We start from the raw sequence: 21,968 nt of genomic DNA, 5'->3' as shown, positions 1-21,968 counted from the left end.
TGTAGGTCGTGCTTTAGCGCGTCAAGAAAGTTTTGTAAAGGCTAGATGCTTTTTGACGGCCTAAAGGCCGACCTACATATGATTGGTTGTGGTTTGGTGTGATCGGCTTTTGACGGCCTAAAGGCCGACCTACAGGTGATTGTATGATCGCCTCTTGACGGCCTGAAGGCCGACCTACAGGTGGTTGGTTTTCTGTAGGTCGTGTTTGTGTGTCGAGGTTTTTACAATAACGAACGCACGTACGCTTCGATCTCAGGGTTCTGGCAATTATCAAAGAAACATTGCTGGAAGCGTTCACCAGTTACGGCTGTTTTAACCAGTTCTTGGTCCATGGCTTTTAAACCATCCAAGTAGTTGTCTTTCATGGTTGCAGCTTTTACTAGGTTCAAGATACCAGCGTTTTTAACTTGTGGTTCTCTGCGTTCAACTGGGTAGCCTTCGCCACGTGGGCCAGTGAAGGCTTTTTCAAAGATGTAACGTGCATTTAGTTCTGCAGCCCAACCAAAACCTTTCGCAAATGCCATAGCAATGGCATTACCGTTGTTGATTTGGTTAAACAAGAAAGCGTCTGAAGGTTCTAGGCAGTAACCACACACAACACCTGGGTGAGCGTTCAGAGACATCATTGCGCCTTGACCAGTCCCACAACCAGAGACAACAAAGTCTACAGCATTCGAGTTCAATAAAAGGCTCGCCATGATGCCTAGGTGGATGTAAGTCAGGTGGTGATCGTTTTCATCACTCATGCCGACGTTAAACACATCGTGATTCAATGGACCAGCAACCGCGTTTAGTTGTTCTAGAATTACGGCGTTTTTACCTGCTTGGCTGTTTTCCATCATCAGTGCAATTTTCATAACTTTCTCCTGAATTCATTTAAGTCATTCGATGTCGCAAGACGTTGTTTATAAGAAGTCTTTTCGTACTGGTGTGAAATTGTCTAGCAAGACGCCTGGCTCTAAACAGCGGCAACCATGCATGACATTTGGCTCTTTATAAAGCGTGTCACCAGGACCAACAATTTTGGTTTCATCCCCTATTGTGAACTCAAACTTACCAGACAATACGTAAGTTAATTGTTCATGTGGATGATTATGAAGTGGGCCGATGGCATCTTTTTCAAAATGCACTTCGACTGCCATGATGTTATCTGAATAGGCCATGATTTTGCGTGAAACACCCGCACCAAGATCTTCCAGAGGGACTTCGTTATTGTAAACAAACATAGGACAACTCTTTGTATTCTTGTTTTAGACAAGACTACTATAGCAGCGATAAAACATTATTCAATCTTTTATGAAAAGCTGTTTCATTTATTTTATTTCGCGATAAAAAAACGAATTTTACAAAGTTGGCTATTCGAATGAATAAACTGACTAATAGATAAGAAAGAAAAGCAGATGAACAAATAAAAGAAAGCCGGAGCGAAATCACTCCAGCTTTTGATATTCCAGATAGCTATTACTGATGAATACTACTTAGCGTAACCTAATTTTTCAGATACTTTCGCTGCTGCTTCTTGTAGCAAACTAACGTATTTTTCAAATTTTTCAGGTGTATAACGTAGTGTTGGAAAAGATAAACTCAATCCTGCAATAACATTACCTAATCGGTCATAAATAGGCGCGGCAATACATCGCAGGCCTTCTTCTTGCTCTTCGTTATCCACACCGTAACCTAAATCTTTCACTTCTTTTAGCTCGACCAAAAGAGAGTCTATAGAACGGTGTGTTTTGGCCGTAGAAGGCAGGAATTCAGTGTCTTTCAAAACATCACGAATGTAGCTTTCTGGGCGCTCGGCAAGCAGTACTTTACCTATTGCAGTAGAGTAAAGCGGATTGCGGCGGCCAATACGAGATTGCATACGCAAGTTGTATTGAGCATCGACTTTGTATATATAAATAATGCCGTCACCATCACGAATACCAAGGTGCAATGCTTCTTTTGTCAGCTCACCAATACGAGACATATAAGGCTCGGTAAGTTCGACTAAATCAACATGCTCTAAAGCTCGCGCACTGACTTCAAATAGCTTCAGTGTAAGTGAGTAACGATCATCGTCACCTTCTTGTGATACAAACCCTAACATCTTCATAGTTTGCAAAAAGCGATACACAGTACTTTTTGACGTCATGACGATTTGAGACAGTTCTGTAACACCTAAGGACTTGTGTTCTGCTAAAGCGTTTAGAATAGCAAATACCTTCATCACAGAAGATACGGGTTCTATTTGCTGAGTATTTTCTTCATTTATCATATAAGTTTCATTTTTTTTGAAATGTGTTTTTGTAATTGTAGAGTAATTCTGCATATAGATACATCCCAGCATTACAAAATGAAACTTAATTCACAATTAAGATATTATACAAGTCACCAAAAATATCACTGCGGCAAGATGCGGAAGCATCGTTTTGATAAATCTTGTTTCCATAAACATGATTTTCATAAAAAATGTTCCGCATGCACCTGTAAAGCTCGTCTTTTCCTTTATCTTTTCCTAAAAGCTAAAAGATTTAAAAGCTAACGAGCTAACCAGCCGCCATCTACCGCAATGGTATAACCATTCACATAACGCGATGCTTCAGACGCCAAAAAGACAATCGGTCCAGCCATGTCACCAGGTGTACCCCAACGACCCGCAGGTATACGGCTTAATATTTCACTAGAACGATCTTCATCCGCACGCAATGCCGCTGTGTTGTCTGTGGCCATATAACCCGGCGCAATCGCATTGACGTTAATACCATGCTTTGCCCATTCGTTTGCCAGTAAGCGAGTTACCCCCATCACGCCACTTTTCGACGCTGTGTAAGAAGGTACTCGAATACCGCCTTGGTAAGACAACATAGAAGCAATATTAATAATGTTGCCGGATGTTCCTTGAGCGATAACCTGTTTAGCAAAGCCCTGAGACATAAAAAAGACCGCTTTAATATTCAGGTCCATTACATCATCCCAATCTTTTTCCGTAAAATCTATCGCGTCATTGCGGCGAATGATGCCCGCATTGTTAACAAGAATATCGACTTTACCAAAAACAGATACGGCTTCTTTAACAACATAGTCAACACTGTCTATTTTACTCATGTCAGCAATGACACTATGAAATTGACGACCTGTTTTTGCCATCAATTCAATTGTTTCTGTTGGGTCATCTCTATTTACGCCAACAACATCTGCACCAGCGCCTGCTAGAGCCAAAGCCATTCCCTGACCAAGACCTGTATTACATCCCGTCACAATGGCTACTTTACCCGTCAGATCGAACATATTTTATTCCTCGTGTTTATAATAGTTGGACAAGCAATTTCCCGCCTTGCTGTCCGCTCTCGATGCGCGGGGCATTGAAAGTTTTAAAATCATTTGCGTTGTATGTATCCTCCTATCCTGAAGGCTCCCACCTAACGTACTTACACTTCATATATGTACTTTGGCAGAAGTAGAGGCGCGCGAACGCGCCTCATCCAATACTCTCTATCCTCTTTCAACATCTGAAAAAATGCTTTCCTACTTATTTAATGGCTCTACGCAAAATACGATTACCTTGAGACATAAACTCTTTAGCGGCCTCTTCTACTTTGATATCGCCTTGGTCCATTTTTTCGATCATCTCTTCAAAAAGCCCCAATAACTTAGGATTTTCAAAATGAGCTGATGTAAGAATATTTTTAGGTAAGTCGTCTATTTGCGCTAACCCAGCAACGGATAAGTCCGAATCTTTGATAGTGCCATCCAAAGATAAAGCTCGACGAGCCGCCAAGCTCAAAGGCACGCCACGAGCTAGACCCATTGCGTTGTAACCTGCAGGTTCATTCAAAAGGAAGTTAATCAGCTTAGCTGCGTCTTTTGGATTCTTACTATTTTTGCCAATAGAAAGCATTAGTGCTGGCTTGTAGAATAAGCCAGCATCAGCCGCGCCTTTTCTCATTGGATAAAAGCCAATATCCAATGACATAGGTGGCTTTAAGTTGTCGTTATATTTGTTGATTGCTGAGTTCCACATGTAAACACCAGCCCATTCACCATTGATCCATGGCTTATGTTCGTACAAATTAGCCTTACCAAAGCCCGCCACATATTTACTGCTTGGCGCGACATGATTTTTCACCATGTCTTCATACATTTTGAAAAACTCAAGCATCTGTGCATCGGAGTAAGCGAATTTTTTATTCGCCTCATCGATCATTGGAATGCCATACTTTTGAACCATAAACGAACGATTCATCGCGATGATGTCACGACCTTCAAGAATGATAGGAAAGAACTCATCGCCAAGTTTTTCTTTAAAAACAGGCCCAGCAGCCATTAAATCTTCCCAAGTTACTGGGTACGGAAGGCCAGCTTTTGCCCATGTATCTTTGTTGTAATAGAAAATACGTGCCGCCATGGAAACAGGGATGCCATTGAGTTTTCCGTTATTTGTTCCGGCATCAAGAGCGGATTTATCGAACTGAGTAAGGTCTAATACGTCGCTGTATTCACGTAGATCTTTAAAGCCATCTCCTCGTGCAGAGAAGATCGGCATCCAATTCCAGTTTGTTTGCATGACATCTGGTTCAGTATTACCCGCAATCTGAGTCGTTAATCGTTCTAGATGACCGCCCCAGCCGGTGTATTCTGTTTTAACAGAGATTTCTGGATGCACTTTTTCGAACTCTTTAACAGCGTCGTTGGTTGCTGTGTGTCGGGAGTTCCCTCCCCACCATGACATACGCAAATCTTCTGCGTTTGCATTCACACTCACCATTGAACCAGCAGAAGCCAATCCGACTAACAGAGCTATTGTTTTTATTTTCATGTCCTTTTTCCTCGTTAGTGATTACTCAATTTTTTGCACGACTATCACTCTTGCTTTATGCGGCTTAGCTGTCGTGCAAAAGTCTTACAAAGAGATATTCATCTCAGTTTTCTTATCAAAAATATGAGCGTTGCTCATTTCGAAATGGAACCGCTGTTCTTTCCCGATTGAATCCAACAATTTAGCTTCTACGACATCAGAAGGAACTCGTGTACAAAGCTCTCTATCTTCTACGGTAAAGTGGACGTAAAACTCTGCGCCCATGTTTTCCATGCGCACAATCGTGCCCTTGATGATTTCATCCTGCGGCGAATTTTCATCTGCTAACTTGATGAATTCAGGACGAATACCAAACACCACGTCTTCGGTAAAATTGGTTAGAACTCTCTGAAGTTTTTCATCTGGTAAACCTAGCATCTGAGACGACAAGGCTAAGTGGCACTTACCTTCACCAGTGCGATCTAAACGCGTTTCAACCATGTTCATTTCTGGCGCGCCGATGAATCCCGCAACAAACAGGTTTTTCGGGTATTTATAGAGGTTGGCAGGCGTATCCACTTGCATGATGTGACCGTCTTTCATCACGCAAATACGGTCGCCCATGGTCATGGCTTCTGTTTGATCGTGGGTAACATAAACACTGGTTGCCGAACGATTGGTCTTTTTCAGCGTTTTATGCAAATCCGAAATACGCACACGCATAGACGCTCGTAACTTGGCATCCAAATTTGACAAAGGCTCATCAAACAAGAACACCTGAGGGCGCTTAACAATGGCACGACCTACTGCAACACGTTGCGCCTGACCACCAGAAAGCTGACGTGGCAAGCGATCTAGCAAAGGCGTAAGTTCAAGAAGTTCAGCGGCTTCGTTGACTTGTTTTTCAATATCCGCCTTGCTGACTTTTGCTAATTTCAAACCAAAGCCTAAGTTTTCACGCACACTCATGTGGGGATAAAGCGCATAGTTTTGGAACACCATGGCAATACCACGATCTTTAGGCGGCAAACCGTTTACGACCTTGCCACCAATGCTAATAGAACCACCAGTAACCGATTCCAAACCCGCCAACATACGTAATGTCGTCGATTTCGCACAACCAGAAGGCCCGATGACAACCAAGAACTCGCCGTCTTCAATTTCTAGGTTAATACCATGAACTGCTTTGAAGCCGTTCGAATACACTTTGGTCAAATTTTCAAATACAACTTTAGACATACTATTCACCTATCCCTTAACGCCACCGGACGAAATTCCTTCTACGAAGTAATTCTGTGCGATTAGGAAAACAACAATTGACGGAACAATGGCAATGGATGCCATAGCCAGAATTTCATTCCACTGAGTACCTTCGGTCACATCAATGGACAGTTTAAGAGCCAATGCGATTGGGTATTTTTCTACGCTGGAAATATAAATAAGCGGCCCCAAGAAATCGTTTACTGACCACATAAACTGGAACAGCGCGACAGAGATAATCGCAGGCTTCAACATAGGCACTACGATGTACCAAAGCAGCTGATAAGAGTTACAACCATCGATTTGTGCTGCTTCTTCCATATCCGTTGGCAAGCCACGTAAAAACTGAATCAACATGAAGACAAAGAAACCTTGCGTCGCAAATGCCATCGGCAAATACAAAGGCAAATAGCTGTCTAGCATGCCCATTTCGCGGAACATCAAGTATTGAGGAATCAACAACACAGACGTTGGCAACAAAATGGTAGCCACCAAGGTGACGAACCAGAATTTCTTAAATGGGATATCAAAGCGAGCAAATCCATAAGCCACAATGACCGACGAAATCACCGTCAAAATCACTTTCGGCACCACGTAATACAAGGTGTTTAAAAAGAATCGTCCGAAGGTATATTCCGTGCCGGTATTCCAACCATTAATAAAACCATCTAGTGAAAACTCTTTTGGCCAAAGGCTCAAAGAACTAAAGATTTCATGGTTTGGTTTGAAAGCTGCTGAGAACATCCAAAACAGCGGATACAACATCACCAATCCAAAAAACAGCAAGATAATGTAACGAATAGATGCGCCTACTCGTTGCTTACGAATTTCAGCTCTTAGTGTTGGGTTATTCTTAAGGTCAGCGGATAACGCTGCTTTATTAGGGAATACTTTATTCATAATTATTTACCACCCTTATCACCTGAGTAGAACACCCAGTACTTCGATGATTTGAATGAAATCGCCGTAAATATCGCCACAGCAACAAACAGCACCCAAGCAAGCGCACTACCATAGCCAAGATCGAAATACTTAAACGCCGTCTCATAGATATAAAGCGAGAACAAATACGTCGATTTAGCGGGACCACCGCCGGTAATAACGTACGGCGCCGTAAACTCTTGAAACGCCTGAGTGGTTTGCATAATGAAGTTAAAGAAAATAACAGGAGTAATAAGAGGCACGGTGATCTTGGTGAACATCTGCCATTTAGATGCACCGTCAATCATGGCAGCTTCATACTGAGATTGTGGAACACTCTGCAGAGCAGCCAAGAAAATCACCATAGCCGAACCAAATTGCCAAACACGCAACAAGGTTACGGAGAACATGGCAAATACGGGCTCGCCCAACCAAGAGATCGCCTCAATACCAAAGACACTTAGGAAGCTATTCAGCAAGCCATCGAGTGAGAATATAGCGCGCCACAATACCGCTATCGCCACACTACTACCCAAGATAGAAGGGATGTAATAAGCGGTACGGAAGAACTTAATGCCGCGAAGCTTAAAGTTCAGCACAAAGGCAATAAAGAGTGCGAAGGCTAATTTCAGCGGAATGGTCAGAAACACATACGCGAACGTTACCCCCATAGATTGGTAGAAGGTATCGTCATCCATCATGTAACGATAGTTATCTAAGCCAATGTACTCTGGCGGATTAATTAGATCGTAGTCAGTAAAACTGATGATCAAGGATGAGAGGAAGGGAAACGCTGTAAATACTAGAAGCCCTATGATGTAAGGACTAATGTACAGCAACCCTAAACGCTTATTTTCATACATAGTTTTTAACTCTGAATGTTGTTTTTATTTGACGTTGTGAAAACATACTAGAAGAACAATAAAAAAATAACAATAATTAATTAATTTTTTCAAAACACTTTTTCATTTTTATTGATGAATAAATTTAAAATAGCTGTTAATCTGTTTTTCATTCGGTGTTCAGATAGAAAAAGCTCAACTAGCGTGGGAATAGCAACAGTGGAAAAAAGAGCACGAATCCATCAGTAAAGACGAAGCCGCAAACAAAAATAAGAGAGGAAATCATGTCACTAGGTACCACCACATCCTTGGCATTTAAGCGCACAACTGACGAAAAGACAGGGTCAATCGTTACTCAGCTAACACCTGATAGCAGTGTGTGTAATCGAAACTATTTTTATCAAAAATGCTTCACAGAAGATGGCAATAAGCTTCTTATCTCGGCCAATTTTGATACCGAAAGAAACTACCACCTTTTAGATTTACATAATGAAACAGCTATACAGCTCACCGAAGGTAAAGGCGACAATGTATTTGGCGGCTTTCTTACCACACAAGATGACGCACTGATCTTTGTAAAAAATAACAAGCAGCTCATTCGTGTCGATCTTAAGAACCAAGAACACAGTGTTTTATACGAAGTGGCTAAAGGCTGGGTAGGCTACGGCACTTGGGTACCAAATTCGGCTTGCACGAAAGTCGTTGCGATAGAAATAAAAGATACGGATTACATGGAGCTAGATAGCTGGCAAAAATTTGCTCAGTTTTATCACCAAAAACCACGCTGTCGCTTAATCTCAATCGATCTAAAAACAGGTCAACGCACAACCATCTTCGAAGAAAATATTTGGCTTGGCCATCCGCTTTATCGTCCTAATGACGACAATACCATCGCATTCTGCCATGAAGGCCCGCACGACTTAGTTGAAACACGGATGTGGATGATAGATGAAAAAGGCGACAACATGCGCAAGGTCTACGAGCAAAGCGAAGAGGAATCGTGTACTCACGAATTTTTCGTACCTGACGGATCAAAAATGATGTTTGTGTCTTATAGACCCAATACAAACAAACGCCAACTTTGTTCTGTAGATGCACAAACGCTAGCCTTTAAAGTAGAAGCTGAAATGCCAGCTTGCAGTCATCTAATGAGCAACTACGACGGCTCTTTAGTGGTTGGTGATGGTTCAGGCACACCAGTAGATGTTGCCGATAATACCGGCCACGGCATCGAAAACGACCCTAACCTGTATTTGATTAATTTATCTGACGCAAGCATTCGCCCTATTACAGAACACAATACCAGCTGGAAAGTCTTAAACGGTGATCGTCAGATCAACCACCCTCACCCTTCTTTCACACCAGATGATAAATCAGTGCTCTACAGCTCAGACGTAAATGGCACACCCGCTATTTACCTCGCAACCCTGTAAAGCACTGACTTGTTAAACGCGTTACTCTCTGTGTAACTTTACCTAGCTATGTTTCGTTCATGTTCCATAGCTAGGTTTTTTTATTTCAGATCATCAATTATTCCACAGTAACCGATTTAGCTAGGTTACGAGGCTGATCTACGTCGGTGCCTTTTACGACTGCAACGTGGTAAGACAATAACTGCAGCGGAATTGTATGAACAATCGGCTCTAGAATGCTGTCTACTTTTGGCACTTCGGTGAAGATGATATTTTCTTCGTTATGCAGGTCTGTGTCCTTGTCGGCAAAAACATACAGTTCGCCACCGCGAGCCGCCACTTCTTGTAGATTAGACTTAAGCTTATCCAACATGTCGTTATGTGGAACCAGTGCAATGATTGGCATATTCTCATCAACCAAAGCCAATGGACCGTGTTTTAGCTCACCTGCTGGGTAGGCCTCCGCATGAATGTAAGAAATTTCTTTTAGTTTCAATGAGCCTTCTAGCGCGATTGGGAACATGGTGCCACGTCCCAAAAATAGCGCATTGGTCTTATTAGCAAAACGATCCGCAACAGTCTTAATGTGAGCATCTTCTAAAAGAGCAGCATTCACGTAAGCAGGTAATGAACGCATAGCTTGCACAAGCTCTTTTTCTCTTTCTGCTGACAGACCATTTTCTACAGCAATAGCAACACTGGTAATCAATAGTGCAGTCAGCTGAGTGGTAAAAGCTTTAGTGGATGCTACGCCGATTTCTGGGCCAGCATTGGTAAGAAGAGTAAGCGCTGACTCACGTACCAGCGTACTAGATGGGACGTTACAGATAGCTAGAGTCGTTAAATAACCCAGCTCTTTTGCCATACGCAACGCAGCCAGTGTATCCGCTGTTTCGCCAGACTGTGACAAGGTCAAAAACAAGGTTTTCTTCGGCACAGCCACTTTGCGATATCGATATTCGCTTGCCACTTCAACACTGCATGGCAAACCAGCTAAATCTTCAATCCAGTATTTTGCCACCATGCCAGCATGATAACTGGTACCACAAGCAACGATATGTACATTTTCCACTTCTTTTAAGAAAGCAGAATCTGCACCAAAGCAGCTAGTAAGAACCTTGGTTTCACTAATACGACCTTCTAGACAAGCACTGATCACTTTAGGTTGCTCGTAGATTTCTTTCATCATGTAATGACGAAATTCACCTTTGTCTGTCGCGTCGATGTTGTGGTTAAACACGCTAATTGGACGGTCTTGCAACTCGCCTTTTACATCATAGATAGACACGTTATCACGACTTACTTCAACCACGTCGCCTTCTTCTAAAAAGATGAACTGGTCAGTAACATGCAATAATGCAAGTTGATCTGACGCGACAAAGTTTTCTTCAATACCAACACCAACTACAAGCGGGCTGCCTTTACGTGCGGCAATAAAGCGATCGTTATCGTCTTTTTGCACCACTCCGATAGCAAAAGCGCCATGTAGTTTCGTTAACGTCGTTTGCACAGCTTTCAGCAAATCTGGCTGTGTTTTTAACGCATCATGAATAAGGTGAACGATAACTTCGGTATCTGTTTCGGATTTGAATTCATAACCTTTGGCTTTTAATTCGCGACGTAATGGTTCGTGATTTTCAATGATGCCATTATGAACCAGAGCAAGATCATTACCTGAAAAGTGTGGATGTGCATTAGCTTCCGTTGGCTTGCCATGAGTGGCCCAACGTGTGTGAGCAATGCCCATTTTGCCATCTAGTGGCTCTGCTTCGAATTTGTCTTTTAATGCCTGAACTTTGCCAACGGCACGGTGTGAAAACACACCTTCTTCGTTGTTAATCGCAATACCGGAAGAATCATAACCACGGTATTCAAGACGGCTAAGACCTTCAATTAAAATTTTTGATACGTTACGACGCGCAATGGCGCCAACTATTCCACACATGAGAGAATCCTTTTCGTGTTTGTGCCGAGGCTCAGCTCAACACAATAATAAATATGATGAGATAAACAGCGAGTTAATGACTCGCCGCTTCTCCTGTTTAATATGTAAAATTCTGTTTAATAGATTAAAAGCTAAAGCGTTACTTTTTGATTGGACGAGGCCAATTGTCTTTGTTGGTTTGTCGCGCTCTGGCGAAAGCCAATTGATTCACGCCCACTTGTTTAGTGATGGTCGAACCCGCAGCGATCATTGCACCTTCTGCTACTTGCACTGGTGCGACTAACGATGTGTTTGAACCGATAAAGACGTTATCGGCCACTTGTGTCAGATGTTTATTTACACCATCGTAGTTGCAGGTAATGGTGCCTGCGCCAACGTTCACGTTTGCACCCATTTCTGTATCGCCAATGTAGCTTAAATGATTAACCTTGCTGCCTTCACCAATAATGGCTTTCTTGGTTTCAACAAAGTTGCCAATCTTGGCTTTATTAGCAAGCTGTGTGCCTGGACGTAATCGAGCAAAAGGACCGATGTCGCAATTTTCGCCAACTTGGCTTTCTTCAATTAGCGTGTTGCTTTTAATAATAGTATTGTCGCCAATGGTGCAGTTTTTAAGATGGCAATTTGGCCCAACTTCAACACCAGTACCCAACACTACTTTACCTTCAAAAATACAGTTCACGTCGATAATGACATCGTGACCGGTAGTCAATTCTCCACGAATATCAATGCGAGATGGGTCAAGCAAGGTCGCGCCATTTTGCATAAGGCTAACGGCTTGCTGGTTTTGTAACTCACGCTCTAATGCGGCAAGCTGAACTCGGTCATTGACGCCTGCCACTTCGGCCTCGTTTTCTGGGTTCACTGTGACAATATCCACACCATCACGTGCCGCCATAGCAATCACATCGGTCAAATAATATTCGCCTTGGGCGTTATTATTCGTTAAGGCTGCAAGCCAGCCTTGTAGATGATTATTCGGCGCTAGCAAAATGCCGGTGTTCACTTCTTTAATAGCAAGCTGGTCTTCAGCAGCGTCTTTTTGCTCAACAATCGCTGTCACTTTGCCTTGTTCGTTGCGAACAATCCGACCGTATCCAGTTGGATTATCAAGAGAAATCGTCAATAAAACTAAGGTATTGGAATTAGACAGAGCAGTCATTTTTTCTAATGTACTGGCACGAATCAGCGGAACATCACCATAAAGAGTTAATGTCGCACCATCAGCCTGAAGAAAAGGCGCAACGCGACGCAATGCATCACCAGTTCCTTGCGGATCATTTTGCCAAACAATATTGGCTGAAAAGTCCTGACAATTTGCTTCGACTTGTTCACCCTGGTGGCCAACAACGAGATGTAATTTTGATTCAGGTAATGTACTTGCTGTGGTTAGTACTCGTTTTACCATGGCGATACCGCCAACTTTGTGCAATACCTTGGAAAAGGCTGATTTCATTCGGCTGCCCTTTCCGGCAGCAAGAATTACGATGTCCTGAGTCATGAGCATCCTTGAATTGGCGTCTTTAAATAAATAATGAATATTACTGATAAAAGCTATTAGACCTTTTTGCCTAAACCGTCACAACCCAAATTGTCACAAAAAAAATGACAATTTTTATAAAAAATCATAAATCGATGATTTTAAACGCTTCTAGGCAAAGCAAAAACAAAGATTGTCAGGAAATAATCAATATGATGTTGATGCGTTACATTACGGCATTACCAGTATAAAATATCGCCTTAATATTAATAAAAACCATTATCAAATGGTTTACACATCACCAAAGTAAAGGATTAGCATGAGTCAAATCAGCGAACCGAAGCAACTTGATGAGCTTTATAACGAGGCACATCCTTTAGCATTAAAAAAAGAGATTGATGAACTAGAACAACACTCAATCACCTTCATAGAGCACTGTCCTTTTATTATCATGTCAACATCGGATAAGAATGGATTCGCAGATGTTTCACCTCGTGGCGGTGATGCGGGGTTTGTTAAAGTGCTGGATTCAAAGACCATAGCGTTCGCAGACACGGCTGGTAACAATCGCTTAGATAGTTTGAGAAACATCGTAGAAAGACCAAAAGTTGGTCTACTTTTTATGATTCCTGGTATCGGTGAAGTTGTGCGTATAAAAGGCACTGCTAGCCTACACTCAGATAACGAAACACTAGATTTATTTGTTGAAAATAATAAGCCGCCAAAACTGGTGGTTAAAATAAGCGTACATAAATTACTTTTTCATTGCCCCAAAGCCATTGCCGTTGCAAAGCTTTGGAGCGAAACAAATAAAGTGGAACGTTCATTTCTGCCTTCACTTTTGAACATCATTCAAGATCAAACCCAAGCATCAAGTTGATGCTTGGTCTAAGGTAATGGCGGAATGGCTGAACGTCTTGGACAAGCATTGCACTCCGCTTGAAGGAGTTCTACTAGAAGCCTCGTAGCTGGACCTGTTCGTTCACCTTTCCCAAAGATAGCAAACATGTGGAAACTTCGCTCACTACCAGAAATCAATTTCAATTTTTTAAGTTTTCCACTTTGCAAGGCGTATTCTAAATCTGCCTTTGGTAGCCACGCAAAGCCTATACCGCTAGTCACTATTTCTAAAGCGGATTGCACACTCGATACCGTCCATCGTCTGTCGGTGCCCAACCAACCCGCATCAATAGAGGTTTCTGATGCTGAATCTCGTATGACGATCTGTAGCTCTCGACTCAAGCGCTCGTTATTAATTGGATCCGCCTCTTGATGCAAAGGGTGGCTCGTAGCCGCTACTGCGATCATTTCAACTTCAACAATGGGATCGGCCAAATAACCTTTTGGAACAATAGCGCTAAGCACTAAGTCTGGACTGCCTTTTCGTAGTGCTTCTTCTCCTCCGCTTAATACAGCTTCTTTTAATTGCACTTGCGTTCCTTGGCTTTGTGGCTCAAAAGCTTGCAAGGCACGTAACAAAGCCGGTGTTGGAAAGGCTTGATCGACCACTAATTCTAATTCAGGCTCCCAACCTTGGCCAAGTGTGTGAGCTAGCTCTTCTAGATCTACTGCTTCTTTTAATAAATGCCGTGAACGACGTAACAAGACTTCACCGCGCTCAGTAAGTTTGGCTTTTCGCCCTTCGATAATCAGCAACGGATAGCCTAGCTGCTCTTGAAGCTTTGCGACTGTGTAGCTAACTGAAGATTGGCTTTTATGGAGTGCTTCTGCGGCTTGGGCAAAACCACCTTTGTCCACAACAGATTGCAAAACGCGCCATTGCTCTAACGTTACTCTCGGGGCTTTCAAGATAATTCTCTTATATAGAATACATGGATAATTAATGTATCGTATTTTTCGATCAATATCTCCAAAAAATGTCGCTTTTTAATCGAATTACTTGGTAATAAGATAGCCTCATTATCAAGTGACGGGCCATCTTGGCTCACTTAAGATTACCGAGGAGAAATTATTACAATGGCTACTTTACTACGTATCGACTCTAGCGCTTCTGGCGAAAACTCTAAATCACGTCAACTAGCAAACGAGTTTGTTGAAAAATGGTTGGCAAAAAACCCAGAAGGTAAAGTCGTTGCTCGCGATGTAACTGCGAACCCACTACCTCACTTCACAGGCGAAACATTAGGCGCACTGTTTACTCCAGAAGAAAACCGTTCTGCTGAACAACAAGCTATTGTTGCGATTGGTGATGAACTGATTACTGAACTAGAAGCTGCTGACGTAGTGATCGTTTCAGCTCCTATGTACAACTTCGGCATTCCTTCTACGCTGAAGTCTTACTTTGACTATATTGCTCGTGCTGGCCGTACGTTTAAATACACAGAAACTGGACCTGTTGGCCTTGTAAACAAAGATGCTTACATCTTTGCTGCAAGTGGTAGCTTCCTAGCTGGCGCTCCAGTTGATCACCAAGTGCCACATATCCAAACATTCCTAGGTTTCATTGGTCTAAACGTGAAAGAGACTTTCATCGCTGGCGGTCAAGCGATGGGCGCACCAGGTGAAGAAGCTTTCAACCAAGCCAAATCACAAATTGCAGTAGCTGTTTAACATTAATTTTTAATCCCTTTTAAGTTAATGTTATTGGTTACTCAAAAAAAAACCGATTAGAGTCTTATAATCGGTTTTTTTGTGGAAATTATCTAACTAACATAAATATCAACAGTCTTGTCGGGATCCCCTAACAAACAATTGAATTGCATCAAAGCCCATTAGCTTTCAGGGCAATGCGCTTACGCTGTACGTCAACTTCTAACACTGTAACATTGACCACTTGCCCCACTCGAACTAAATCCCTTGGGTCTTTAACAAATCGATCTGCCAATTGCGAGATATGGATCAATCCGTCTTGATGCACACCCAAATCTACAAAAGCACCAAATGCCGCTACGTTAGTCACAACGCCTTCTAACGTCATGCCTTCTTTCACATCTTCAAGCTTTTGAACGCTATGATCAAAAGACGCATAACGAAACTCTGGACGTGGATCTCGACCTGGCTTGGCAAGCTCATTAAGAATATCCGTATAAGTAAAATCTCCTGCTTGGACAAAGCTTGGGGCTAACTGCTTTAGCTGCTGTAAAGCACTACTGTTATTAAGCAAGTCATTTGCTTTTAGCTTTAATTGCGCGGCCATTTTTTGAACTAATGGGTAGGATTCAGGATGCACACCAGACTGATCTAATGCTTCTTTACCATTTAGTATTCTTAAAAAACCAGCACACTGCTCGAAGCATTTATCTCCGATGCCTTTTATCTTTAACAGCTCACTTCTAGATTCGATTCGGCCTTTCTGCTGACGGTAATCCACGATATTTTGCGCTAAGCGACTGGTTAAGCCAGAAACGTAAGACAATAAAGAAACCGAAGCGAGGTTAATATCCACGCCAACGCGGTTAACACAATCTTCTACTACGTTTGCAAGCGACTTAGACAGTAAGGTTACTTTGACGTCATGCTGATATTGGCCAACCCCAATAGCCTGAGGATCAATTTTCACCAATTCAGCAAGCGGATCTTGAAAACGACGAGCAATAGATACCGCTCCTCGTATAGTGACATCTAAATCAGGAAATTCTAGTATCGCTATTGGTGAAGCAGAATATACAGAAGCTCCAGCCTCACTCACCACCACAGCTCGACAATCTAGATTCGATTCGGTAATAAGCGCTCTTACTAGTGCTTCAGTCTCTCGTGAAGCAGTACCGTTACCAATCGCTACCCAACCAATATTATGTTTGTGAATCAGCTGAGAGAGTATTGCGCTAGCTTCTTGTGTACGATTCTGAGGTCCATGAGGGTAAATAACACCGTGATCAAGCAAAGAACCTTGCTCGTCGATAACCGCCAATTTAACGCCGTTGCGAAAACCAGGATCAACACCTAATACTCGATGCGCTCCTGCAGGTGCAGCCATTAATAAATCTTGTAGATTATCAGCAAAAACCTGAATAGCACCTTCTTCAGCTCGATCTTTCAATTGAGAAAGAACATCGGTTTCTAGTTTTGGCAGAAGTTTATTTTCCCAAGCCAGATTTAAATACTTACGCTGCAAAGGCGTTACTCGATGAGATTCTGGTAAGTTTGCATCAAGCAATTGATTAAGATGAGGAAAGATTAATACGTCAGGATAATTTTTCTCATTCTTCAAAGAAACACTCAGTTTTAATATCGACTCTTTTTTTCCTCGAAAGAGAGCAAGCAAACGATGAGAAGGCACTTTATTTATCGCTTCTTGGTAATCAAAGTAATCACGGAATTTCTCACCTTGCTCCTTTTTACCTCGCAGAACTCTACTGGTTAAAAGACCATCTTTGAGCAATACTGCACGACCTTTTTTTAGAACATCACTGTCATTGGCAATAGCTTCATTCAATATTTCAGCTACACCCTCTAAAGCAGACTCTGCCGATATTACAATATTATTCTGCTTACACCATGCATCAATTGCAGACAAGGTATCAGAGCGCTGGCCTGACCATACTAAAGCCGCTAAAGGCTGAAGCCCTTGCTCCCTAGCCTCATCTGCTTTTGTCTTACGGGTTTTCTTAAATGGCGAGTACAAGTCCTCGAGCTCATTTTTAGAGACGGCATTTTGTATTTTTTTTCTTATGGAATCGGAGACATTTGAATCTTCAGCTAATAACGCAAGAATGCTTTCTTTGCGCTTTTTTAATTCAACTAAATACTGCCATCTATCGTAAAAAGATCGCAAATCCTGATCACTCATGCCGCCTGTATTTTCTTTTCTATACCGAGCGATGAATGGAACAGTTGCACCTTCTTCAAATAATTGAATAATATTATTGCTGTATTTTTTTAATATAGAAAACTCTAAGCTTAGGTTATCTGATATGGAATTCATTTATTACCCTATTGTTTACACTTTTCTAACAGATTAAACACGTTATTTGATTAGCATGTTAGGTTGTTTTTTATTAAAATCCACACACAAACTTGAAATAGTATAAAATTACATCACAATGTACTGATATCAATTCAATGTTTTTTTACGGTATGAATTATTATTGAATTTGTAGCATAAGATAAAACACTTTTTTCATCTGGTTCAGATTCACTATCAACCTAAGAAAGCGTTTTATTTTTTCCAATCTTATGGAATTTTCAAATTTATTAATTTTAACACATACCACTGAGCATAAAAGACGGATCTATTTTTTCAGTGCAGGACCAACTAGTTATTCAGAGACAATCAGTTCTTAACAGATAAATAGGGGACACCAATGAGTTTATTACTAGAATTAGCAGGCAATAAAGCAAAAGCACGCGCAGCAGCAAAAGAGCTAAGCGTTGCTCAACTTGAAAACCTAATTGCAGGCTTCAACAATGCGCTTGAAAAAGCAAAAGAAGAAGAAGCGGCTCGTGACGCAGAGCAAGCACTAAAATCTGCTCGCGCTGAAGAAATTGCAAACCTAATCGCTAAAAGCGGCTTAACAATGGAAGAAGTAGCATTACTAACTACTCCAAAAGCTGGCGCGACAAAAGGCAAAACTGTTGAGCCTAAATACCGCTTAACAGTAGCTGGTGAGACTCACGAATGGACTGGCCGTGGCCGCACACCAAAAGTATTCCAAGAATACTTTGATGCTGGCAACAGCCGTGAAAGTGTAGAAATCAAATAATTTTTGATTCTAGCTTTATATGAATAATAAAAAAGCGACTCATTGAGTCGCTTTTTTATTGGCTAAATCTATTTTTGGTCTAAAAATAAGAGCGCTTAGCTACTTTGTTTCGTATAGATCAGATCCCATACACCGTGACCTAAACGCTCACCACGCTGTTCAAACTTTGTCAGTGGACGCCATTCAGGGCGAGGGTGATACAAGCCTTTACCAGCCGCATTCTGATAGCCACCTTGGACTTCCATTACTTCCATCATATGCTCGGCATAAGGCTGCCAATCTGTTGCCATGTGAAAGTGTCCGCCTTCTTTTAATACATTTGCTACTTGCTGAGCAAACAAAGGCTGAACGATACGGCGTTTATTGTGCTTCTTCTTGTGCCAAGGGTCTGGGAAAAACAACTGAAATGCACTGGCTGCTTTCTGTGGTAAACAGTTCGCCATAACTTCAATCGCATCATCACAATAAACACGTAAATTAGTAATGCCTTCCTCTTTTGCCAGCATCATCAGTTTAGCAACACCCGGTGGGTGAACTTCAATACCGATAAAATCTTTCTCTGGAGCATTTTTTGCCATCTCGACAAGCGAAGCTCCCATACCAAAACCTACTTCAAGCACCACATCTGATTCACGACCAAATACGGTTGCGTAATCAATTCGCCCATCAGCAAGATCTAAACCGTAAACGGCCCAGTTCGCATCGTAGTTCTTTTGTTGACCTTCAGTCATGCGACCACCACGTACAACAAAGCTACGAATGGTGCGTTTCTTGATAGGTTCTTGAGTATTTGTTTCTTGCTCTTGCATGGTTAAATATCACTTAAGTGTGTTCTATTTTGATGAGCCTACACCGACCTAATTCGTTCGATTTAGGTCAATCATGTCTTTTGGGTAAGACTAGCGGGGCGTTATCCTACCGGAAAAAACATTTGATGTCCTGCTTTTGTCGGTTAGTTTATTAAGACCTAAAGTCCCATTGTCTATGACTTTTGGTGACTTGAACGCCAAAAGTTCAGCACCAAAAGCCCCCAAGCAATGAGGTAGCATAAACCGCCGAGAGGAGTCACTGCTCCTAACAATGTGTAACCCGTTAAAGCCATGACATATAGACTACCGGCAAATAAAATATTACCAATACAAAGAAGCAGTAGTATGCTTTTAGCTGAAGATAAATAAGCAGATAAGGCAACCACCACCAATCCAGCTAAAGCATGATACATAAGGTATTGGCTTGCAGTGTGCCACCAGCCTAACGCTTTCAAGTCTAGTATACTGGTCAAAGCATGAGCACCAAATGCACCAGCGGCAACCGATATAAAAGCTTGGGCAGCAAAAAAACCGCCCCATTTCAAAGGCAATCGTGCTGATACTTTTGTTGCATGGTCTTGTTTGGCCGGTTCTTTCTTAGCCAATTCTTGCTTTGAAAGAGATGAAGGCGACTCAACGTCGTTATAAGACATAGATTATTCCAATACGTTTAAATAACCATTACTACCAATGGCGTAATAACGATTACCTGAACCAAAAGCCAGAGCTAAAACACTAGCGCCACTCGGTCGACTCTTTGGAGTAAAAATCTCCCACTCTTTTTGGACAACTCCTGTACTGACTTGAACCAAAGACACTCGACTATTCACTTCACCAATAAGAATGGATCTGTCATCTTTTGAAAAAACCGCCTGACTGATGGTGACATTGCGGTACTTAAGAGCCCCGGTGTCGATTTTGGTAAGCTCTTTGCCTGTTTTAGTAGACCAAATTTTTGCATTTCCTAGTTGAGCAGCACCAAACGCATATTTACCATCGGCCGATAAAGCCACACTAGCAATGTCATTACTTAGAGGCCATTGATATTTCTTTTCACCGGTTTGCATATCCCACAAGGTGACATTAGAAGAATCATCACCTGTAATACCCAGCATTCCATCTGGCGTCACATCGACAGCACGAACTGTTGAACCTGTTCGTAACGTTTGCTTGATACCGCCACGCTTAATATCAAAAAAACGAGCAGTCTGGTCATTTAAGCCAACTAAAGCATAATCACCGTTCTGGGTAAGTTTTAGAGATTGAATGTCACCTGGCGTCGTCCAGAAACCATCAGATTTACCTGTTGCGGTATTCCATAGAACTAACGAACGAGCGCCGCCAGTTGCTGCAAATTGCCCGCTTGGGTCAATATCGACACCAAGCAAGGATGAATACTCACCTTTAGCATGATTCCAGTTAAAACGACGTTCATTGACGGCATTTACCCAAAAACTACCGCCATGCTGAATGGAACCAACTAAAGCAGTGGCGCCGTCATCACTGAGAACGGCAGAAAACAAACCCTGCACAGCATATTGAGCAGTTCGAACTGGCGCTTCTGCTGAGCAAGACAATAAAGCTGCGGAACAGAAAGCAATTAAACCAAGCTCAAACGCTTTTTTCACTGTGCGCTTCATGTAATTCCTTAATCAACTGATCTTCATATTGGAATCGTTCTGCCATTACGACAGCCAAAGCCTGCAATGAAAAAGGCAAGGCCTCAAGCTGAGCATTACAATGTTCTTTAGTGTCATATTTGTCGTTAAATTCAATAGCTACTTCCGTTGTGCTATCAATAAGAGGCAACAATTCGCGCAATAAAACAACAGCGCCATCGTCATGAAACTCTTTCGCTTCTAACGCTAACTGCTCATAGACAGTAAAGTGGCCAGCAGAGACATAATCCACCAGCTGCTCACAAAATGATTGGATTTTAGGAGTATCAGTCGGCGTAAATTCACCGCGCTCACGCAAATAAATCCCCATCTCCAGCAATTGTCGACGCTGCCCTAACCAACGATCAATAATGATGTGCACTCCGCCCCATCGCTCTTGGGCTGTTTTACAACCTTCTAACATATGCAGACTCCATCAGGCGTTAATTATTATTAGTAATCTTTGTCTCAAGCATATTCCGATACGTTACCCCCTGCAAGACGATAACTTAAGGGATTTGTAACCTTTTTAGAGAACTTTATATGATTACTGTGCCTGTCAAAACTTTGTTTAAACAGGCAAAAATGTCTCGTTTATACGGATATTTTTTTGTTAGCTCGCAATGCGATAACGATATTAATGATCGCCATACCAATAAAAGCAACCAATGTCCAACCAGGAATACTAATGCCAAACAAGGTCCAAACCACATCACCACATTCACCAGTTCCCATCACCATAGCTTGCATAATTTCTTGCCATGGAAAGACCTCAAACATATAACTTAATCCCGGCAAACAAGCTGGCAATTCGTCCATTGGTAAGCTTTGCAAATATAAATGACGGATTGCTAAAGCTGCACCGGCAAAAGATAAAACAACCACCAACCAAGAAAATACTTTCCGCGCTTTTTCACTCGCCGTTAAAGCAGATATCAAGGACACTACACCAACACAGAAAAACACAATACGCTGCAGCATGCATAAGGGACAGGGCTCTAACCCCATTTGATATTCCATATAAAAAGCCACAGCTAAAAGCGCAAAAGCTGCGAACGCAACCAAACCATGAAAGCGACGAGCAGATAAAAACGTGAACATAGATAAAGATTCCTAAACTTACTAAACGGACATTTTTAATTGAATAATGTAACTTACGACAACAGTAAAACAGTAAAGTGCGAAATTACTACTGACAGCA

Annotated in this window: 21 protein-coding genes; 4 read left to right on the top strand and 17 right to left on the bottom strand. The window is 42.0% G+C overall.

What is annotated here, in order from left to right; genetic code table 11:
* Positions 1-221: 221 nt before the first annotated feature.
* The 8 genes from BUA59_RS06955 to BUA59_RS06920 form a co-directional block, all read right to left on the bottom strand.
* The gene (locus BUA59_RS06955; protein WP_072838985.1) at positions 222-857 is read right to left on the bottom strand and encodes an RpiB/LacA/LacB family sugar-phosphate isomerase; all 636 of its coding nucleotides are present in this window, start codon (positions 855-857) and stop codon (positions 222-224) included.
* A gap of 48 nt (positions 858-905) precedes the next feature.
* Entirely contained in the window at positions 906-1,226 is a 321-nt protein-coding gene (locus BUA59_RS06950) for a cupin domain-containing protein (RefSeq protein WP_072838984.1), read from the bottom strand.
* A 248-nt stretch (positions 1,227-1,474) separates the two neighbouring features.
* The gene (kdgR, locus tag BUA59_RS06945) at positions 1,475-2,257 is read right to left on the bottom strand and encodes a DNA-binding transcriptional regulator KdgR (RefSeq protein WP_072839006.1); all 783 of its coding nucleotides are present in this window, start codon (positions 2,255-2,257) and stop codon (positions 1,475-1,477) included.
* Positions 2,258-2,520: 263 nt separating this feature from the next.
* A complete protein-coding gene (gene kduD, locus BUA59_RS06940) occupies positions 2,521-3,270 on the bottom strand; it encodes a 2-dehydro-3-deoxy-D-gluconate 5-dehydrogenase KduD (RefSeq protein WP_072838983.1) in 750 nt (249 codons plus the stop codon).
* A 241-nt stretch (positions 3,271-3,511) separates the two neighbouring features.
* Positions 3,512-4,798: an ABC transporter substrate-binding protein gene (locus BUA59_RS06935; RefSeq protein WP_072838982.1), complete on the bottom strand. Its 1,287-nt coding sequence runs from the start codon at positions 4,796-4,798 to the stop codon at positions 3,512-3,514.
* 84 nt (positions 4,799-4,882) lie between these two features.
* Positions 4,883-6,016, bottom strand: a complete 1,134-nt coding sequence (locus tag BUA59_RS06930; protein WP_072838981.1) for an ABC transporter ATP-binding protein — start codon at positions 6,014-6,016, stop codon at positions 4,883-4,885.
* 9 nt (positions 6,017-6,025) lie between these two features.
* Positions 6,026-6,937, bottom strand: a complete 912-nt coding sequence (locus BUA59_RS06925; RefSeq protein ID WP_072838980.1) for a carbohydrate ABC transporter permease — start codon at positions 6,935-6,937, stop codon at positions 6,026-6,028.
* Positions 6,938-6,939: 2 nt separating this feature from the next.
* Positions 6,940-7,821 (bottom strand): carbohydrate ABC transporter permease, encoded by an 882-nt coding sequence (locus tag BUA59_RS06920; RefSeq protein ID WP_072838979.1) that lies wholly within the window; start codon positions 7,819-7,821, stop codon positions 6,940-6,942.
* A gap of 263 nt (positions 7,822-8,084) precedes the next feature.
* On the opposite strand from BUA59_RS06920, the gene BUA59_RS06915 reads away from it, so the two are divergent.
* Entirely contained in the window at positions 8,085-9,233 is a 1,149-nt protein-coding gene (locus BUA59_RS06915) for an oligogalacturonate lyase family protein (RefSeq protein ID WP_072838978.1), read from the top strand.
* 97 nt (positions 9,234-9,330) lie between these two features.
* On the opposite strand, the gene glmS is transcribed toward BUA59_RS06915, so the two are convergent.
* Together glmS and glmU are read right to left on the bottom strand one after the other, a co-directional pair.
* Positions 9,331-11,157, bottom strand: coding sequence for a glutamine--fructose-6-phosphate transaminase (isomerizing) (glmS, locus tag BUA59_RS06910; RefSeq protein ID WP_072838977.1), 1,827 nt, complete (start codon positions 11,155-11,157; stop codon positions 9,331-9,333).
* 139 nt (positions 11,158-11,296) lie between these two features.
* Positions 11,297-12,658, bottom strand: a complete 1,362-nt coding sequence (glmU, locus tag BUA59_RS06905) for a bifunctional UDP-N-acetylglucosamine diphosphorylase/glucosamine-1-phosphate N-acetyltransferase GlmU (protein ID WP_072838976.1) — start codon at positions 12,656-12,658, stop codon at positions 11,297-11,299.
* Between the two features lie 298 nt (positions 12,659-12,956).
* Here glmU and BUA59_RS06900 point away from each other — a divergent pair, with 298 nt between their 5' ends.
* Positions 12,957-13,517, top strand: coding sequence for an MSMEG_1061 family FMN-dependent PPOX-type flavoprotein (locus tag BUA59_RS06900; RefSeq protein WP_072838975.1), 561 nt, complete (start codon positions 12,957-12,959; stop codon positions 13,515-13,517).
* 8 nt (positions 13,518-13,525) lie between these two features.
* Here the strand turns inward: BUA59_RS06900 and BUA59_RS06895 are convergent, their stop codons facing one another.
* A complete protein-coding gene (locus tag BUA59_RS06895; protein ID WP_072838974.1) occupies positions 13,526-14,446 on the bottom strand; it encodes a LysR family transcriptional regulator in 921 nt (306 codons plus the stop codon).
* A gap of 168 nt (positions 14,447-14,614) precedes the next feature.
* Between BUA59_RS06895 and BUA59_RS06890 the strand changes: the two genes are divergently transcribed.
* The gene (locus tag BUA59_RS06890; RefSeq protein ID WP_072838973.1) at positions 14,615-15,208 is read left to right on the top strand and encodes an FMN-dependent NADH-azoreductase; all 594 of its coding nucleotides are present in this window, start codon (positions 14,615-14,617) and stop codon (positions 15,206-15,208) included.
* Positions 15,209-15,359: 151 nt separating this feature from the next.
* On the opposite strand, the gene BUA59_RS06885 is transcribed toward BUA59_RS06890, so the two are convergent.
* Positions 15,360-17,522 carry a Tex family protein gene (locus tag BUA59_RS06885; RefSeq protein WP_072838972.1) on the bottom strand — a complete coding sequence of 721 codons (2,163 nt, stop codon included), beginning with the start codon at positions 17,520-17,522 and terminating at the stop codon, positions 15,360-15,362.
* A gap of 379 nt (positions 17,523-17,901) precedes the next feature.
* Here BUA59_RS06885 and BUA59_RS06880 point away from each other — a divergent pair, with 379 nt between their 5' ends.
* A complete protein-coding gene (locus BUA59_RS06880; protein ID WP_011978593.1) occupies positions 17,902-18,300 on the top strand; it encodes an H-NS histone family protein in 399 nt (132 codons plus the stop codon).
* Between the two features lie 95 nt (positions 18,301-18,395).
* On the opposite strand, the gene trmB is transcribed toward BUA59_RS06880, so the two are convergent.
* The 5 genes from trmB to BUA59_RS06855 form a co-directional block, all read right to left on the bottom strand.
* A complete protein-coding gene (gene trmB / locus BUA59_RS06875) occupies positions 18,396-19,109 on the bottom strand; it encodes a tRNA (guanosine(46)-N7)-methyltransferase TrmB (RefSeq protein WP_072838971.1) in 714 nt (237 codons plus the stop codon).
* Positions 19,110-19,282: 173 nt separating this feature from the next.
* Positions 19,283-19,762, bottom strand: coding sequence for a DUF423 domain-containing protein (locus BUA59_RS06870; protein WP_084122245.1), 480 nt, complete (start codon positions 19,760-19,762; stop codon positions 19,283-19,285).
* Between the two features lie 3 nt (positions 19,763-19,765).
* Positions 19,766-20,749 carry a WD40 repeat domain-containing protein gene (locus BUA59_RS06865; RefSeq protein ID WP_072838970.1) on the bottom strand — a complete coding sequence of 328 codons (984 nt, stop codon included), beginning with the start codon at positions 20,747-20,749 and terminating at the stop codon, positions 19,766-19,768.
* Positions 20,721-21,191 carry an Rsd/AlgQ family anti-sigma factor gene (locus BUA59_RS06860; protein ID WP_072838969.1) on the bottom strand — a complete coding sequence of 157 codons (471 nt, stop codon included), beginning with the start codon at positions 21,189-21,191 and terminating at the stop codon, positions 20,721-20,723. Before BUA59_RS06860 ends, BUA59_RS06865 begins: the two co-directional genes overlap by 29 nt.
* Positions 21,192-21,361: 170 nt before the next feature.
* Entirely contained in the window at positions 21,362-21,868 is a 507-nt protein-coding gene (locus tag BUA59_RS06855) for a disulfide bond formation protein B (RefSeq protein WP_072838968.1), read from the bottom strand.
* Between the last annotated feature and the right edge of the window lie 100 nt (positions 21,869-21,968).

This window comes from Marinomonas polaris DSM 16579 (assembly GCF_900129155.1).
Classification (GTDB): Bacteria; Pseudomonadota; Gammaproteobacteria; order Pseudomonadales; family Marinomonadaceae; genus Marinomonas; species Marinomonas polaris.
Note: the sequence above shows the minus strand (reverse complement) of the source record. Positions and strands in the feature narration are given on the sequence as shown.

Bases quoted from the DNA above. Each gene is read 5' to 3' on its own strand.
- BUA59_RS06870 (WP_084122245.1), bottom strand. From the start codon at position 19,762: ATGTCTTATAACGACGTTGAGTCGCCTTCATCTCTTTCAAAGCAAGAA.
- kdgR (WP_072839006.1), bottom strand. From the start codon at position 2,257: ATGATAAATGAAGAAAATACTCAGCAAATAGAACCCGTATCTTCTGTG.
- BUA59_RS06915 (WP_072838978.1), top strand. From the start codon at position 8,085: ATGTCACTAGGTACCACCACATCCTTGGCATTTAAGCGCACAACTGAC.
- glmU (WP_072838976.1), bottom strand. From the start codon at position 12,658: ATGACTCAGGACATCGTAATTCTTGCTGCCGGAAAGGGCAGCCGAATG.
- BUA59_RS06880 (WP_011978593.1), top strand. From the start codon at position 17,902: ATGAGTTTATTACTAGAATTAGCAGGCAATAAAGCAAAAGCACGCGCA.
- BUA59_RS06890 (WP_072838973.1), top strand. From the start codon at position 14,615: ATGGCTACTTTACTACGTATCGACTCTAGCGCTTCTGGCGAAAACTCT.
- BUA59_RS06935 (WP_072838982.1), bottom strand. From the start codon at position 4,798: ATGAAAATAAAAACAATAGCTCTGTTAGTCGGATTGGCTTCTGCTGGT.
- BUA59_RS06925 (WP_072838980.1), bottom strand. From the start codon at position 6,937: ATGAATAAAGTATTCCCTAATAAAGCAGCGTTATCCGCTGACCTTAAG.
- BUA59_RS06955 (WP_072838985.1), bottom strand. From the start codon at position 857: ATGAAAATTGCACTGATGATGGAAAACAGCCAAGCAGGTAAAAACGCC.
- BUA59_RS06900 (WP_072838975.1), top strand. From the start codon at position 12,957: ATGAGTCAAATCAGCGAACCGAAGCAACTTGATGAGCTTTATAACGAG.
- BUA59_RS06950 (WP_072838984.1), bottom strand. From the start codon at position 1,226: ATGTTTGTTTACAATAACGAAGTCCCTCTGGAAGATCTTGGTGCGGGT.
- trmB (WP_072838971.1), bottom strand. From the start codon at position 19,109: ATGCAAGAGCAAGAAACAAATACTCAAGAACCTATCAAGAAACGCACC.
- BUA59_RS06930 (WP_072838981.1), bottom strand. From the start codon at position 6,016: ATGTCTAAAGTTGTATTTGAAAATTTGACCAAAGTGTATTCGAACGGC.
- glmS (WP_072838977.1), bottom strand. From the start codon at position 11,157: ATGTGTGGAATAGTTGGCGCCATTGCGCGTCGTAACGTATCAAAAATT.
- BUA59_RS06865 (WP_072838970.1), bottom strand. From the start codon at position 20,749: ATGAAGCGCACAGTGAAAAAAGCGTTTGAGCTTGGTTTAATTGCTTTC.
- BUA59_RS06860 (WP_072838969.1), bottom strand. From the start codon at position 21,191: ATGTTAGAAGGTTGTAAAACAGCCCAAGAGCGATGGGGCGGAGTGCAC.
- kduD (WP_072838983.1), bottom strand. From the start codon at position 3,270: ATGTTCGATCTGACGGGTAAAGTAGCCATTGTGACGGGATGTAATACA.
- BUA59_RS06920 (WP_072838979.1), bottom strand. From the start codon at position 7,821: ATGTATGAAAATAAGCGTTTAGGGTTGCTGTACATTAGTCCTTACATC.
- BUA59_RS06885 (WP_072838972.1), bottom strand. From the start codon at position 17,522: ATGAATTCCATATCAGATAACCTAAGCTTAGAGTTTTCTATATTAAAA.
- BUA59_RS06855 (WP_072838968.1), bottom strand. From the start codon at position 21,868: ATGTTCACGTTTTTATCTGCTCGTCGCTTTCATGGTTTGGTTGCGTTC.